The sequence below is a fragment of the Stenotrophomonas maltophilia genome, assembly GCF_004920835.1.
In the GTDB taxonomy this organism is placed as follows: Bacteria; Pseudomonadota; Gammaproteobacteria; order Xanthomonadales; family Xanthomonadaceae; genus Stenotrophomonas; species Stenotrophomonas maltophilia_AQ.
Genome location: NZ_QFHO01000010.1, coordinates 1 through 14,049, shown reverse-complemented (window position 1 = coordinate 14,049; position 14,049 = coordinate 1). Strand labels below are relative to the sequence as shown.

The 14,049-nt window shown below is 65.9% G+C and carries 11 protein-coding genes; 2 read left to right on the top strand and 9 right to left on the bottom strand.

What is annotated here, in order from left to right; all coding sequences use genetic code 11:
• Window positions 1–16: 16 nt before the first annotated feature.
• From hglS to DI041_RS09140, 9 genes are all read right to left on the bottom strand, one after another.
• Window positions 17–1,381, bottom strand: a complete 1,365-nt coding sequence (gene hglS, locus DI041_RS09185) for a 2-oxoadipate dioxygenase/decarboxylase HglS (RefSeq protein WP_136639532.1) — start codon at window positions 1,379–1,381, stop codon at window positions 17–19.
• Between the two features lie 205 nt (window positions 1,382–1,586).
• A complete protein-coding gene (locus DI041_RS09180) occupies window positions 1,587–2,075 on the bottom strand; it encodes a hypothetical protein (RefSeq protein ID WP_136639531.1) in 489 nt (162 codons plus the stop codon).
• Between the two features lie 31 nt (window positions 2,076–2,106).
• Window positions 2,107–2,859, bottom strand: coding sequence for an HAD family hydrolase (locus tag DI041_RS09175; protein ID WP_004139358.1), 753 nt, complete (start codon window positions 2,857–2,859; stop codon window positions 2,107–2,109).
• A 95-nt stretch (window positions 2,860–2,954) separates the two neighbouring features.
• Window positions 2,955–3,365 (bottom strand): EF-hand domain-containing protein, encoded by a 411-nt coding sequence (locus DI041_RS09170; RefSeq protein ID WP_004139214.1) that lies wholly within the window; start codon window positions 3,363–3,365, stop codon window positions 2,955–2,957.
• A 232-nt stretch (window positions 3,366–3,597) separates the two neighbouring features.
• Window positions 3,598–3,969, bottom strand: a complete 372-nt coding sequence (locus DI041_RS09165) for a hypothetical protein (RefSeq protein ID WP_046984467.1) — start codon at window positions 3,967–3,969, stop codon at window positions 3,598–3,600.
• Between the two features lie 296 nt (window positions 3,970–4,265).
• Entirely contained in the window at window positions 4,266–4,979 is a 714-nt protein-coding gene (locus DI041_RS09155) for a M15 family metallopeptidase (RefSeq protein WP_046984468.1), read from the bottom strand.
• The gene (locus tag DI041_RS09150; protein WP_136639530.1) at window positions 4,912–6,462 is read right to left on the bottom strand and encodes a serine hydrolase domain-containing protein; all 1,551 of its coding nucleotides are present in this window, start codon (window positions 6,460–6,462) and stop codon (window positions 4,912–4,914) included. The genes DI041_RS09155 and DI041_RS09150 overlap by 68 nt, the downstream gene beginning before the upstream one ends.
• Window positions 6,463–6,489: 27 nt before the next feature.
• Window positions 6,490–9,489 carry a TonB-dependent receptor gene (locus DI041_RS09145; protein ID WP_136639529.1) on the bottom strand — a complete coding sequence of 1,000 codons (3,000 nt, stop codon included), beginning with the start codon at window positions 9,487–9,489 and terminating at the stop codon, window positions 6,490–6,492.
• A 51-nt stretch (window positions 9,490–9,540) separates the two neighbouring features.
• The gene (locus DI041_RS09140) at window positions 9,541–11,031 is read right to left on the bottom strand and encodes a transglutaminase-like domain-containing protein (RefSeq protein ID WP_136639528.1); all 1,491 of its coding nucleotides are present in this window, start codon (window positions 11,029–11,031) and stop codon (window positions 9,541–9,543) included.
• Window positions 11,032–11,163: 132 nt separating this feature from the next.
• Between DI041_RS09140 and DI041_RS09135 the strand changes: the two genes are divergently transcribed.
• The gene (locus DI041_RS09135; protein ID WP_136639527.1) at window positions 11,164–12,600 is read left to right on the top strand and encodes a C40 family peptidase; all 1,437 of its coding nucleotides are present in this window, start codon (window positions 11,164–11,166) and stop codon (window positions 12,598–12,600) included.
• Window positions 12,601–13,695, top strand: coding sequence for a dipeptide epimerase (locus DI041_RS09130; RefSeq protein ID WP_004139139.1), 1,095 nt, complete (start codon window positions 12,601–12,603; stop codon window positions 13,693–13,695).
• The last annotated feature ends 354 nt before the right edge of the window (window positions 13,696–14,049 follow it).

Below are 14,049 nucleotides of genomic sequence, written 5' to 3'. Positions count from 1 at the left end.
GCGGCCGGCTTTACCCTCAAACGGCGCGCAGCGCCGCCAGCGATTCGGCCTGCAGCCGCTCGTAGATTTCGAACTCGTCATTCACCGCCACGCCCAGCGCCTGCTCGAAGGCCTCGCGGTTGGCGTGTGCGGCATACGCACGCTGTTCTTCACCGCCCAGGTTCGACTGGAAGATGCCTGCGGCACTGACCGGCAGGAAATCCTCGTAGACGATCGGGTCAGCCGTGGCCAGGCCTGCGGCCACCAGCACTTCGGCCGGCAGGTCGGCCACGCGCTCCGGTGCGGCGCGGCCGGCGTCGGTCAGCTGGTAGCGGTAGTAACCCAGTCCTTCCTGGCGCAGCGTGTCATGGTCATCCGGGAAGCTGGCGAACACCGCCTGCAAGCGCTGGCCGTAGCCGCCACCGGTGCTGCCTTCGCCACCGGCATCGCGTGCCTGCGACAGCAGCTGGTCGTACAGTGCGCGGCCCTTCGGGGTCAGGGCAAGGCCACGCTGTTCGATCTCGCCGAAGCGCGCGGTATGCGTACCGGCATCCCCCCCCTCACTGTCCGGGAAATGCACGGCTTCTTCCAGCGCCTTGAAGCTGGTCTGGCGCAGCAGGATCGGGCAGGCGCGGCGCGGCGGCCCTTCGATCACCGCCTTGGCCGCCATGCCGTGCTCGATCATTGCCGCCTGTGCGGCGTCGATGTCCAGCGTACGCGGGGTCAGGTGGTTGATGTGCGGGCCGCGGAAGCTGACCACGTCGGCCACCAGCCGGTGCGCGTTGTGCAGCGCGTGGTAGGTCGGCAGATCGACGGTGGCATCGCCGTGCCAGCGGAAGGTTTCCAGTGCTTCATCGACGAAGCGCCCGGCATCGGCCTGCGACAGGCCACCGTCACGCTCAGCCTGGTCGATCAGCGCCAGCGCGCCATCGGTAAAGATGCGGCGGCGGGCAAGGATCTTTGCCGATTCGGCGCGCAGTGCTTCGTCTTCGATCAGCTCCAGGCGCAGCAACGAGGTGAACACGCGGAACGGGTTCTGCGCCAGCGCCGCGCCGGTGAGCGGGCGGAATGCGGTGGAGTGCACCGGCACGCCGGCCACGGACAGGTCGTAGTAACCGACCGGGTACATGCCCATCACCGCGAACAGGCGGCGCAGCGTGGCCAGCTCCTGCACGGTGCCTACGCGGATCGCCCCGTGGCGCTCTTCGTCCAGGCGCGCACGCTCCTCGTTGCGCTGCAGCTGCGCGGCCAGCGCCGGGTCCTGCTCCAGCACCTGCGCGTTGATCCGCTCCACCAGTTCCACCAGCGTGCCGTACAACGGCACTTCGGTGCGGTACATGCGGGACATGGCCTGCGCGAACAGGCGGCGGATCACATCAGGCGAAACGAAAGAGGCGCTCATCAGTCACTCGATTACGGGAACGGGGAACAGCTCGAACCCGTATTGTCGCCGGAGCGCGCGGCGACGGCGATATGCAGAGCAACATGGCGCCCAGCCCGGTAGGCCTGGTGGGTGCGAACCTTGGTTCGCACTGGTCTGGGGGGGGAAGGAGCAAAAGGCGTGCGAACCAAGGTTCGCACCCACCAGAATCAGGCAGCGGCCAGCACTACCGCTTGAGCTGGCGCTTCAGGGTGGCATCCAGGGTGATCGGCCGGTCCCAGTGCTGGTAGCTGGCCACGATGGCGTGGCGCACGGCGCGGTAATGCAGGTTGTCCGGCTTGGTCGGCATGCGCTTCACCACCGCCTCCCAACCGCCCTCCGGGTCCTGACTGAAGGCGCGCACGCTGTCGCGGCAGGTCTGGCCGCTGGCCTTGGCCCAGAAGCAGGCGAAGTAGATGTCCCCGGCCTGCCAGCCATGGGTGGTGAACAGCGCGCTGATGTAGCCGCGCGGCACGCTGGCATAACGCGACACTTCGTCGAGGAAGGCGTCCGGGTAGCGTTCGGCGTAGTGATTGACGTCCTGCAGCTGGGCATCGACCCAGCTGTCGCCGGTTTCCACCTCGTAGGCCGCCGAGCGCTCGGCGGTCTGCTGGGCCAGCACGGTGGCCGGCGCCAGCAGCAGGGACAACAACAGTGTGCGCAGTCGGAGGTTCATGCCCCGATTCTGCCGCAGCCGCCGGGTCCTGTCAGGCCGCCGCCGAGGCCTTGGCCTCGATCGCCGCCAGTGCGGCCGGCCAATCGTGGGCGGTGTCGGCGGTGACCATGCGCGGTTCGTCATCGGCCACGCCGTGCTGGGTCTCGTGTGCCCAGGTCACTGCGTACGGGGTATGCACGCCCCAGCCGCCCAGGGTCACCACCGGCTCGATGTCCGAACGCAGTGAGTTGCCGACCATCACGAAGCGCTGCATCGGCAGGTCGAATTCGGCCAGCACGCGGGCGTAGGTTTCCGGGTCCTTCTCCGAGACGATCTCGATGCGCGGGAACAGCTCGGCGAGATTGGCGACCTTGATCTTGGCTTCCTGGTGGAACAGGTCGCCCTTGGTGATCAGCACCACCGGATAATCTTCGGCGATCGCAGCCACCGCTTCGCGCACGCCGTCGATCAGCTCGACCGGGTGGCGCAGAGTGTCGTGGCCGATCTCCAGGATGCGCTGGATGTCCTTGGCCTCGATGCGCTGGCCGGTGATGTCGATGGCCGCTTCGATCATCGACAGCGTCATGCTCTTCACGCCGTAGCCGAAGGTACCCAGATGGCGCTGCTGCACTTCCAGCAGGTGACGCGCGGTCTGGGTGTCATGCACGTCGACGTAGCGCGACAGCAGGTCAAGATAATCCTGCTCGGCCTTGCGGTAGTAGTCCTCGCTCTTCCACAGCGTATCGTCACCGTCAAAACCGACCAGGCCGATGGCGCGCGACGGCGCAGGCGTGGGGGTATTCATCGGCCAAGGATACAGGGGCAGCGATGACGAGAAAAACCCGGGCGGCCGCAGCCGCCCGGGTCCCCATGCACCGGTCTTCCCGAATCAGGCGTGGATCAGCGGCCCTGCGCCGCGCCGGCACCCGCACCGGCCTGCTGCGCGGCCACGTAGGCCTTGTACTCATCGGCGCTCAGTTCGCCGTCCTTGTTGGTATCGGCTTGGTCGAACACCTGGGCCAGGCCTGCGTTCACCTGTGCCTCGGTCTTGCTGATGGTGCCGTTGCCATCGGTATCGATGCTGGCCCAGGTCTGGCCACCGCCATTGGCCTGCGCCGAAGCCGCCGCGGCCGCATTGGTCGCCTGGTCAGCGGCCTGCCCTGCCTGCGCTGCAGACTGCTGCGCCTGTGCAGCCTCGTTCTGTGCCTGCGCGGCCTGCTGCTTGGCCGACTGGGCCATCGCCGGAATGGCCAGCACGCTGCCGGCGGCGACGATCAGGGCGATCAGGGGCTTGCGGTTGCGAATAGTCATCAGGGGTGTCTCCTACCAATTGGGTGGTGTTGCGCGGCGTGTTGTCTCCGCACGGCACCTACCCTGCCACCGCCTTTCTGAATCGATTTTGGGCCATGATCCGCCTCCACACGCACGATTAACCACTGGCTCGCGCGCATGCATTAGCGCGGTGGTTAGGGTGGAGTGAGTGGCTCATAAGCTGCGCATTCAGCGCACCCGGATTTAACCGGGTACCAACGAAAAACCTGCGTCAGTCGACGGTTTGTTCCGATGACCGCGAACTGAACATCACCCAGCCGAGGGCAACACCGGCGAGCGCACCGGCGATTTCCAGCACCACGCGGCTGCCGAGTTCGTTCGGATCGTGGATGGTGGCGAGGAACAGGCGCGCGTACAGCGGCGACTCCAGCCGCACGATGCCCATGTAGAACAGCTTCCAGGCATCGAGGCCGGCGGAGATGATCACGGCGATGACACACGACCAGCCGATCGCGTGGCCCACTGTCCAGTGCAGAAGCCGGCACAGTTGCGACCACAGGAAGTACACCAGCAGCCCGACCAGCAGGGCGATGGCGCCGGCTTCCAGGGTGCCGAGCAGGCCGAAGTGCAGGGGAAGGTTCATCGGGTGGGCAACGGTGGGATGGCGGCCAGTGTAAGGGTATTGGCAGGGTTGCACCCTGCACCTGCCGAGGCCTCAAGCAACAGCCAAAGCCAAAGCGGCATACTGAGGGTTGGCGGGGCACTGTGAGTGCGCGGGGCCGCCGTGAACCCATCCTTGGGGCTTGGTCGAGCTTACATGGACGTACTTGCAGCGTCCCACGCAACCGGACCCACTCCGCCATCCCACGGAATGCCAGCTGTTGCTTCGGCCGTTGCCGTTGCCTCTGCAGGTGCAGGGCGCAGCCCTGCCGATAACCCCTAAAGCACTGGCACGTCGTACGCGGTGCCGGGGTCCGGTTCGGGCTGCAGGGTGTAGTGCCACCACTCCTTCGGATAGTTGGCGAAGCCTCGCCGGGCCATCGCGCTTACCAGCTGCTGCCGATTGGCCTGCTGTGCATCGCTCAGTCCGCTCGTCTGCGTATGCGCACGCGGGCCAAAGAAATCGAAGTCGGTACCCATGTCCATCGGCTTGCAGCGGCCGTTGCGGCAGTCCAGCAGACCGAGATCGACCGTGGCGCCGCGGCTGTGGCCGGAGCGCTCGGCGATATAGCCGTCGGCCAGCAGGCGCGGCTTGTCCAGGTCCGGGTACTGCAGCGCCTTCCGCGAAAGCTCGCTGGGGTCGTTCACCCAGGCCATGAAGGCCTGCACCGAACGCACCGGCCGATAGCAGTCATAGATGCGCAGGCCAAAGCCATCCGCGCGCAGGTCCTGTTCCACATGCGCCAGCGCCTTCGCCACCGGCGCCAGCAGGTAGCAGGACGGCGCCTCGTAGCCCGGCACGCGCGCGCCGGTGAAGTTGTTGGCGCCGGCGTAGCGGATGTCCATCTCGATGCCTGGCGACAACGTGCGGATCTCCACCAATCCGGCGCTGGCTGCATCGGTGGCCGGTGAAACGCGCGGTGGCTCAGCGGCGCTGGCGCTCGCCGCCAGGGCAATCGCCAGTACGAGTGAAATGCAGGTCCTGGAAGTCATAGCTGAAGTCGATGTCCGGGTCGATGGCACGCAGGTCCAGCGTGGGCGGCGCACCGTCACCGGGCTGCAGCCACGCCTGCGCGTCTTCGCCCAGCGTATCCCAGCGCAACAGCCAACGCCCCTGCAGTTGCAGCACGGCACCCTGCAGCCGCGGCGATCTGTCCACGCTGAAGCGCAGGCCGTCCTTGCCCGGGCACAACGAGGCCGGGCCCAGCCAGGGGTCGGTGTAGCGGCCCTGCCAGTGCTGTAGATCGGACGCCGACGTCTGCCGCGCGTCCGACGTCACTGGCCGCTGATGCCCGGACGCTGCCCGCGTTGCCTGGTCTGCCTTCAATTCGGCCAGGTACTCCATCGCAGGCCGCGCACGGTCCGCTGCGGTGAAGCGCTTCAGCGCAGCCTGCATCAACGCCGTGCGCGCGTCCTCGCCTTCGCCATTGATCAGCATCACCACGCCCACCTTGCGATCGGGCAGCAGCGCCAGCGACGAATACATGCCCGACAGCGTGCCGGTGTGCGCCACCTTCCACTGTCCATCCATGTCGGACACCCGCCAGCCATAGCCGTAGCCATGGAAGTGCGCGTTGTCCCAGCGCCGCTGGCGCTCACCCAGCGGCATCGGCATGTGCAGGGTCCACAACGTGCGCCGCTGCTCGTTGCCCAGCCAGTCCGGCACCAGGGCAGGATCCAGCAGCACCTGCATCCAACGCGTCATGTCACGCAGCGAACAGCGGATGCCGCCAGCTGCCATCGACGGCAGGTCAGGGCTGGTCTCGCCGTCGGCGTTCACCACCTCATTGCGATCTCCGCGCCAGGCGTGCGGCTGCGCCACATTGCCCACGCGCTTCACCGACCATGCCCCCACTTGGCAGCGCGTCATGCCCAGTGGTTCAAACACCTGCTCGCGCATCAGCTGGTCGTACGGTTTGCCACCGGCCGCAGCAGCCACTTCACCGGCCACCACGTACATCAGGTTGTCGTAGGCATAGTGGCTGCGGAAGCTGCTGACCGGCTTCAGGTGCGCCAGTCCGGCGATGATATCGGCGCGGGTGAACGTGTTCGGCTCCGGCCACAGCATCAGATCACCAGCGCCCAGGCCGAGACCGCTGTTGTGGATCAGCAGATCGCGCACCTGCATCTGCCGGCCGACCCACGCGTCATGCATGCGGAAGCCCGGCAGATGCCGCTGCACTGGATCGTCCCAGCGCAGCTTGCCCTGTTGCACCAGCCGTGCCAGCAGCGCGGCGGTCATCGCCTTGCTGTTGGAGGCAATCTTGAACAGCGTGTCGTCATCGATGCGGCCTCCATCACCGCGCGCCCCTTCGGCATGGCGATAGACCACGCGCCCGTTCTCGACTACTGCCATCGCCAGTCCGGGCAGATGCTCGACGCGGACCACGGCGGCGATATCCGCATCGATGGATGCGGTATCGACCGCCGAAGCGGAAGGAACCGCCAACGCCGCCAGAATCAGCAGGCTGTACATGGGCGCCTTGATCTCCGGGACCTCAGCTCAGTAGGCCCAGGTCACGGTCAGCTGCGCATAGCGCGGCGACTGGAAGCCGGTACCGTAGCCATACATCGGATTGGGCGTGCCGATGCTGTCCTGTGGCTCGTAATCCTGGTCCACCGTGACCACGCGCTGCTGGTTCAGTACGTTGTACACCGCCAGCTTCAGACGAAGATCGGTGGGAATCGGCACCTTGTAGGACACGCTCACATCGAGGTCGTAGGTCCACGGCGTGCGGCCGTCGCCACCGCGCGGCGAATGCACGAAGACGCGCTCGGACGGCACCGTCGACTGGCAGTTGGACACGCACACGTAGTAGCTGTGGAAGTCGGTGTCGTCGAACGGGTTGCCGGCGCCGAAGCGGGTGATCGGGCTGCCCGACTGCACGCCCAGGGTCGCGGCCACGCTCAGGTTCTCGGTCAACGCGTAGCTGCCACGGAACTTGAACTGGTGGCGACGGTCGTTGGCCAGGTAGCCGTAGCCCCGGTAGTTGACCCACGGGTTGTCGAAGTTCTCGGTGCGGCCGGCATCAGCAAAGTCGGTATCCGAATTCACCGGTCCTTCGGCGTTACCGCGGCCATAAGCCAGGGTGTACGACGCATTGAAGCCCCACTTGCCGTCCCAGGCCCGGTCGACCTGCAGCTCCAGCGCCTTGTAGTCACGCTTGGGCTTCACCCAGCCGCGCTGTCCCACGTAGTTGCCATCGTCGTCGTACAACGCCCAGCCTTCCTTGGAGGTATCGATGTCGATCCAGCCATCGTTGCTGCCATCGCAGTTGGTATCGCCCCACACCCTGTTGGTGCGCCCCGGATTGCCCATGATCCACACGCCGTCGATCGCACCACACTGACCGGTAGCAGTGATGTTCATGTCATCGATGGCGTTGTGCAGGCGCCGGTAGGTGACACTGGCGGCAACCGACCACGACGCGCTCAGCATGTGCTGGAAACCCAGGATGGCTTCATCCTGGTAGACCGGGTCCATGTCGCGGTTCACTTCCGCACGCAGGTCCGGCACGCTGCCATCGCCCTGCGAGTTGTCGACCGGGCCGATCTGCGCGCCCAGGTTGGGAATGTTGTTGCTGGCACCGGTGTAGCCCAGGAACTCATACCAGGTGCGCTCATCGAGGAAGCCGCCGGCCTGCTTGATGTTGATGACGTTGGCCACTGGCAGGTAGTAGCGGCCCAGGTTGCCGAACACCTTGGTGGTGCCATCGCCACGCACATCCCACGAGAAGCCCAGACGCGGCGCGACCATGTTGTCGATCTTGATGTAGCTGTCGCCGTCGCCACCCTTGTTGTCAAAGCTCTCCACCCGTGCACCGATGTTGAGCAGGAAGTTCGGGGTGACCTGCCAGTTGTCTTCCAGGTAATACGCCGAGTTGATGGTCTCGAACGAGCCGGCCACTTCATAGCGGCGCGTGCGTGCCACCAGGCCGCTGGCCGGTACCGTACCGCCATTGAGCGGGCTGCCCGGCGTGCGGTAGTAGATGTCATAGCGCAGGCCACCGGGGCCAGGATAAGCGCGCTCGTAGTCAGAGGTATTCTCCTCGCGATCCAGGCCGAAGCGCAGCAGGTGATTGCCGATGGACCATTCAAAGTCGGCGCGGGCCGCCTTGCGCGTATCCAGCGCCGATTCCAGCTGCGAGCTGCTGGTGCAGCTGCGGTCACCCTGAAGGCTGGGCGGAATGCCGTCGGCCGCGGTGCGGTTGTCGAACACGCGGTTGCAGTTGTCGTCCATCAGCGAGCTCTGCACGCGGTTGCGCTTGTTCTCGCCATACATCAGCTTCATGGTCAGATCGTTGTTGACCTGCCAGCTGTAGGTGCCCGACCAGTTCTTTCCGCCCACGGTATTGACGACCTGGTTGCTGCGCTCACCGATGATGTCGCCGCTGCCGTAGTCGTAGCGATAGACATCGGTGAGGGTCTTGTTGCGGTCGGAGAAGCCGAACAGCGACAGCATCTGGTTGTCGGTGATCTGCCAGTCCAGCTTGCCGCCCCAGAAGGGTTCATCGGCCTTGCCCTGGTTGAGGAACGTGCCGGCATCGTTGGTGGATTTCGGCCGATAGTCACGGGCTTCGTACATGCCGAAGAAGAACAGCTTGTCCTGCACCAGCGCGCCGGAGGCGAACACGTTCAGCGCACTGCGGCTGTAGTCGTCCTGGCGAGCACTGATGTAGCGGCTGCCGGTGCCGTCATAACGATCGCGTGCCTGCGATTGCCACGCGCGCGGTTCGAACACCAGCTCGGCGCCCGCCTTGAACTCGTTGCTGCCCGAGCGGGTAACAGCATTGATCACGCCGCCGGTGCTGCGCCCGAACTCCACCGAGTAACCGCCGGTCTTGACCTGGAATTCCTGGTAGAAGGCAAACGGCACTGACGAGAAGCCGACCCGGTTGTAGAAATCGGTGACGTTCAGGCCGTTGATGTAGACCGTGTTCTCGGCCACCGACGAGCCGCCGAATGAGATGCCCTGGCCGCCCAGTGAGCCCTTGCCCTTCACTGCGCCAGGCGCCAGCAGCGCCACTGCGGTGATGTCACGATCCACCGGCAACCGCGCCAGCTCCTCGCGGGTGATGTTGGTGGCTGATTCGGTGGACTTCACGTCCACCATCGACACTACCTGCGGAGCGCGCACCTCGACCGTGCCCAGCGTGCTGACCGCACCCAGCGGCACGTTCACCGTGGTTGCACTGCCCAGGCCGACCGTAACCTGGCCCACGCGGCTGGCCGCGCCGCCCGGCAGGCTCACCTCCATGTCGTAGGTGCCGACCGGCAGCAGCGGGATACGGTAGCTGCCCTTGCTGTCGGCCTGCACGGAACGCACAAAGCCGGTTGCCGGATTGCGTACGGTGACCGTGGCGCCTGCGGGTACGCTGCCGGCGTCGCTGGTAAGGCGACCGACCACGGCACCATCCTGTGCCAGTGCGCTGGGTGCCAGTGTTGCCAGGCACGTGCCGAGGGCGATGCACAAGGCCGCCCGCTTGATGGTGTAAGCCTTCATCCCCTGCTCTCTCCTGCAAGAATTGAATGGTGGTGTGGGTGGTGTGTCGCGCTAGCGTTGCCCGGCTGGCAGTACCCGCCACTGGAAGTCGTAGTTCCATTGGTCGAAGTACAGGTTGCCGCCTGACCACTCGGCCTCGCCGCGCTGCGAGTCGACCGTTTCCGAGCGGTAGTACTGCTTGGCCGGCACCAGGGCCTGGCCGAAATCGTCGTTGAAGGCGATGCGGTAGCCGTCGAGGCCACCGAGGTAGAAATCACGCAGGGCGGGCGTATCGCTGGCCAGCGCACCAGTGGTCACGTCCATCGGCAGCCAGCCATACGGCGCCAGGTAGACCTGCCCCCAGTCATGCAGGTTGTTGTAGCCGCTGCCATCGTCGGAGAACACCATGCCCGACTGCCAGCGCGCGGGAATGCCGTTCATGCGCAGCAGCGTGATCAGCAGCAAGGTTTGTTGTCCGCAGTCGGCATGGCCGGCGCGCAGTGCGTAATCGCTGATGTTGCTGATGGTGGAGTATTCGCGCGCGCCGGCCCACGGAATGCGATCGACCGCGGCGAACAGCCTGCGCACCACTTCGTATGGGCGTGTTTCACCCTGCAACACCTGGTCGGAAAACAGCTTCAGCGCCGGGGTGAAGCGCACATGCGGCAGCTGCTCGGACAGGTAGGGTTTCAGTGCCGGGTCGGCCGGTGTCGGCTGCACCTTGGCCGGATCGATCGCGGTGTGGCGCGCGAAGATCGTCAGCGCGTAGCGGATCTCGAAGCGCATCGGCTGCCCAGCCACCGCCTTTGCTTCCAGATAGGCGGTGCGCTGCTGCGTGCTGGCCGGTGCCACGCGCGCCCTGCCGGGGGTGCTGCCCAGCCACTGCACCTGCTCCTGCTGGCCAGGAATTTCGCGCGGGTATGGAATCCACGCTCGAACCATTTCGCCGGCAGGCACCGCATCGGCCTTGACCGTCAGCGACTGGGTGAATTCGATGCGCTGCGGCAGCACCGAGGCCTGGCCACTCTGTTCTGCCGCCGCGATCACGCGCGCATGGTGAGCATTGAGCACTTCGTTCGGGCCGGGCGCCGGCATGGGCGCATCCGCGCGGCGGCGTGCGCGCGCTTGGTCGCTGAGCAGGAACAGGTTCGACGGTGCGCGTTTGAAGTACCAGCGCGTGCCGTCGATATCGAGATGTTCGATCAGGCCAAGCTGGTCCCAGCGTGCGAATTCTTCGTCAGTCAGGTCGGGAATCCAGCGCCGCACCGCCGCCTTGGCAGCGGCTTGGTCCAAGGAGAAATCCAGGCGGATTCGCCGCATGCGCTCCTGCTGGAAGGCGATGTCCTGTTCGCTGACGCCAGGCTCGGCTGCGTCAGCAGCCGACCAGGTATCCAGTTCGCTGCCGGCTTCGGAGAACCGCCCGACATCGATCAGCTGCACCAACTGCGCGAACTGCGTGGCCGACGGCGGTGGCTGCGCTGCTGCGGACCACGCGCACAGCAGCAGCGCGGCACTCAGGCCGGCAGCAGCAGGCAGACGCAGTTTGCGAACGGCAGGATCCACAGCGACACTTCCCAAGCGCGGGTGGTAACGGCTGTGTAACACGGGCCGGGAGACCGGTCAATAATTTATTCTTGCTTTCGACGCCGAAAGGAATAAATATTCCAACAGGCATTCGAGGAGGGTGTGCAGCGCATGATCCTGGCTTCCCGCGAACCGCGCTGGCACTGGCCGCGCCGGTTGACCCTGGCCCTGTGCGTGCTGGCCGCCCCGGCCTTCGCACTCGCTGCCCCGACGCCTGATCCCGGCGCGCCACTGCCCTATGTGATCGGCCTGCACGAGGCCTACCTCACGCCGGACTACTGGGCAGCACGGCTCGAGAACGCCGACACCCCGGTCCTCGACCGCACGCAGATCGACGCCCAGAACGCGCGGATGCGGGCGCAGGACAGCCACATCCAGGACATCGCCGTGCTGCCCGCACAGCTTGATGCGGCGGCGGTGCGCGGCAGCATCACCGCACTGTCGAGCTGGCCCGCCCGCACTCTGTACAACGACAAGGGCCAGGCCATCACCCCAGCACTGCGCAGCGCAATCGAAGCCAACCTCGGTCTTGATGCGATTCCCGCGCAGACGACACCGCAATACGGGCTGGTGGTGAAGCGCGCCGCACTGCGCACCTTCCCCACCCGCGAGCGCGTCTTCAGCACCGTCGGCGACACCGACATCGACCGCTTCCAGGAATCGGCACTGTTCCCCGGCGACAAGGTCGCCGTGGTCCATCGCAGCGCCGATGGCCGTTGGCTGTTCGTGCACAGCGAACGCTACAGCGCGTGGATCGAGGCCGATGCCATCGCCAGCGGCGACAAAGCCACCGTGCTCGGCTACGGCGCGAAGGGGCCGTACCGGATCGTCACCGGCGCCACCGCACAGACCACCTACGCCCCGGAGGAACCCCGCGTGTCGCGCCTGCAGCTGGACATGGGCGTGCGCCTGCCGGTGCTGGCCGAGTGGCCGGCCGCCGAGCCGGTGAACGGCCAGCAGGCACATGCCGCGTGGGTGGTGCAGCTGCCGGTGCGCGAAAGCGATGGCCGGTTGAAGCTGGTGCCGGCGCTGCTGCCGCGTTCGCAGGACACCGCAGCCGACTACCTGCCGCTGACCCCGCGCCTGCTGTTGCAGCAGGCCTTCAAATTCCTCGGTGAACGCTACGGCTGGGGCCACGACTACGACACCCGCGACTGCAGCGGTTTCGTTTCCGAGATCTACCGCAGCTTCGGCGTGCTGCTGCCGCGCAATACCAGCGCGCAAGCGGTCAGCCCGGCGCTGGACCGCTTGCCGTTCACCGCCAAGGACGGCAAGGCCGTGCGCGACCGCGCCGTCAGCGATCTGCAGGTGGGTGACCTGGTCTACATCCCCGGCCACGTGATGATGGCCATCGGCCACGTCGATGGCCGCACCTGGGTGATCCACGATACCGCGGGCGGCAGCTGGTTCGGTGCCGACGGCAAGCGCGTGCAGGCCCATCTCAATGGTGTTTCGGTCACCCCGCTGGAGCCGATGATGGCCAGCGACAGCGTCCGCTACATCGACCGCATCACCAACATCCAACGCCTGCGTGCCAAGACCCCCTGAATGAAGATCACTGCCATCGAACTGGGCATGCTGCGCGTGCCGCTGAAAACACCGTTCAAGACCGCCCTGCGCACGGTAGAAACCGTGGAAGACGTGGTGGTGCTGATCCGCACCGACACCGGCCACACCGGCTACGGCGAAGCGCCGGCCACTGCGGTGATCACCGGTGACACCCACGGCTCGATCATAGAAGCGATCCGGCACTTCATCGCCCCGCGCCTGATCGGCCAGGACGTGGTCAACCTCAACCATCTATGCACGTTGGTGCAGACCGCGATGGAGCGCAACAGCAGTGCCAAGGCGGCGGTGGAGATCGCGCTGTACGACCTGTGGGCACAGCTGCATGGCGCGCCCCTGTACCAGATGCTGGGTGGCGGTGACCCGGTGATCACCACCGACATCACCATCAGCGTGGACTACATCGACAAGATGGTGGCTGACTCGCTGTCGGCGATCGAACGCGGCTTCGAGTCGCTGAAGATCAAGGTCGGCAAGGACATCGGTCTGGACATCGAACGGGTCAAGGCGATCCACGCCGCCGTGGAAGGCCGCGCCCTGCTTCGCCTGGACGCCAACCAGGGCTGGACCGCCAAGCAGGCCGTGCACGCAATGCGCACGCTGGAAGAAGCCGGCGTGGTGCTGGAACTGCTGGAGCAGCCGGTAAAGGCGGCCGACATCAGCGGCCTGAAGTACGTCACCGACCGCGTCAACACGCCGGTAATGGCCGACGAAAGCGTGTTCAGCCCGAGCCAGGTGATGGACCTGATCCAGCAGCGCGCGGCCGACATCATCAACATCAAGCTGATGAAGACCGGTGGCCTGTCCAACGCGATCCGCATTGCCGATATTGCCGGCATCTACGGCGTGCCCTGCATGATCGGCTGCATGATCGAATCGAGCATCAGCGTGGCCGCCGCGGTGCATCTGGCTGTGGCCAAGAGCGATGTGATCACCAAGGTCGACCTCGACGGCCCATCGCTGGGCCAGTTCGACCCGGTCAGCGGCGGCGTGCATTTCAACGAATCGGAGATCAGCATCAGCGACGTGCCGGGGCTGGGTATCACCGAAGTGCGCGGGCTGGAGATGCTGGGTTGATCTCTGCCTTGCGGCTGGCCTGGCGTACAACTGACTTTGGGTCGGGCGTTACTTTTCTTTTCGCGAAAAGAAAAGTAACCAAAAGAAACGCTCCGCCGGCCGCGAGCCGACGTGCTGCGCACGCCGGTGCCCTGCGCTCCTCGGGCCGCCGAGGGACAGCGCGGAACTCGCTGCGCTCAGACACCCGCGCCTCTTCGCCCTCGCCGGACCTGCGGTGCTCGGCTCGCTTGAAGGCGGACTCAACGTCAAAGGCAACAACTGCACCCCGTAGATCCACGCCATGCGTGGATGCTCCTGCTTCTGCTCTACCCCGTACCCCCCTCGCGGCTGGCACGCGCGCGATCTATCCGGGGT

Excerpts from the sequence above, each read along its gene's own strand:
- DI041_RS09130 (WP_004139139.1), top strand. The coding sequence starts at position 12,601 with ATGAAGATCACTGCCATCGAACTGGGCATGCTGCGCGTGCCGCTGAAA.
- DI041_RS09145 (WP_136639529.1), bottom strand. The coding sequence starts at position 9,489 with ATGAAGGCTTACACCATCAAGCGGGCGGCCTTGTGCATCGCCCTCGGC.
- DI041_RS09180 (WP_136639531.1), bottom strand. The coding sequence starts at position 2,075 with ATGAACCTCCGACTGCGCACACTGTTGTTGTCCCTGCTGCTGGCGCCG.
- DI041_RS09170 (WP_004139214.1), bottom strand. The coding sequence starts at position 3,365 with ATGACTATTCGCAACCGCAAGCCCCTGATCGCCCTGATCGTCGCCGCC.
- DI041_RS09165 (WP_046984467.1), bottom strand. The coding sequence starts at position 3,969 with ATGAACCTTCCCCTGCACTTCGGCCTGCTCGGCACCCTGGAAGCCGGC.
- DI041_RS09155 (WP_046984468.1), bottom strand. The coding sequence starts at position 4,979 with ATGACTTCCAGGACCTGCATTTCACTCGTACTGGCGATTGCCCTGGCG.
- DI041_RS09150 (WP_136639530.1), bottom strand. The coding sequence starts at position 6,462 with ATGTACAGCCTGCTGATTCTGGCGGCGTTGGCGGTTCCTTCCGCTTCG.
- DI041_RS09175 (WP_004139358.1), bottom strand. The coding sequence starts at position 2,859 with ATGAATACCCCCACGCCTGCGCCGTCGCGCGCCATCGGCCTGGTCGGT.
- DI041_RS09135 (WP_136639527.1), top strand. The coding sequence starts at position 11,164 with ATGATCCTGGCTTCCCGCGAACCGCGCTGGCACTGGCCGCGCCGGTTG.
- hglS (WP_136639532.1), bottom strand. The coding sequence starts at position 1,381 with ATGAGCGCCTCTTTCGTTTCGCCTGATGTGATCCGCCGCCTGTTCGCG.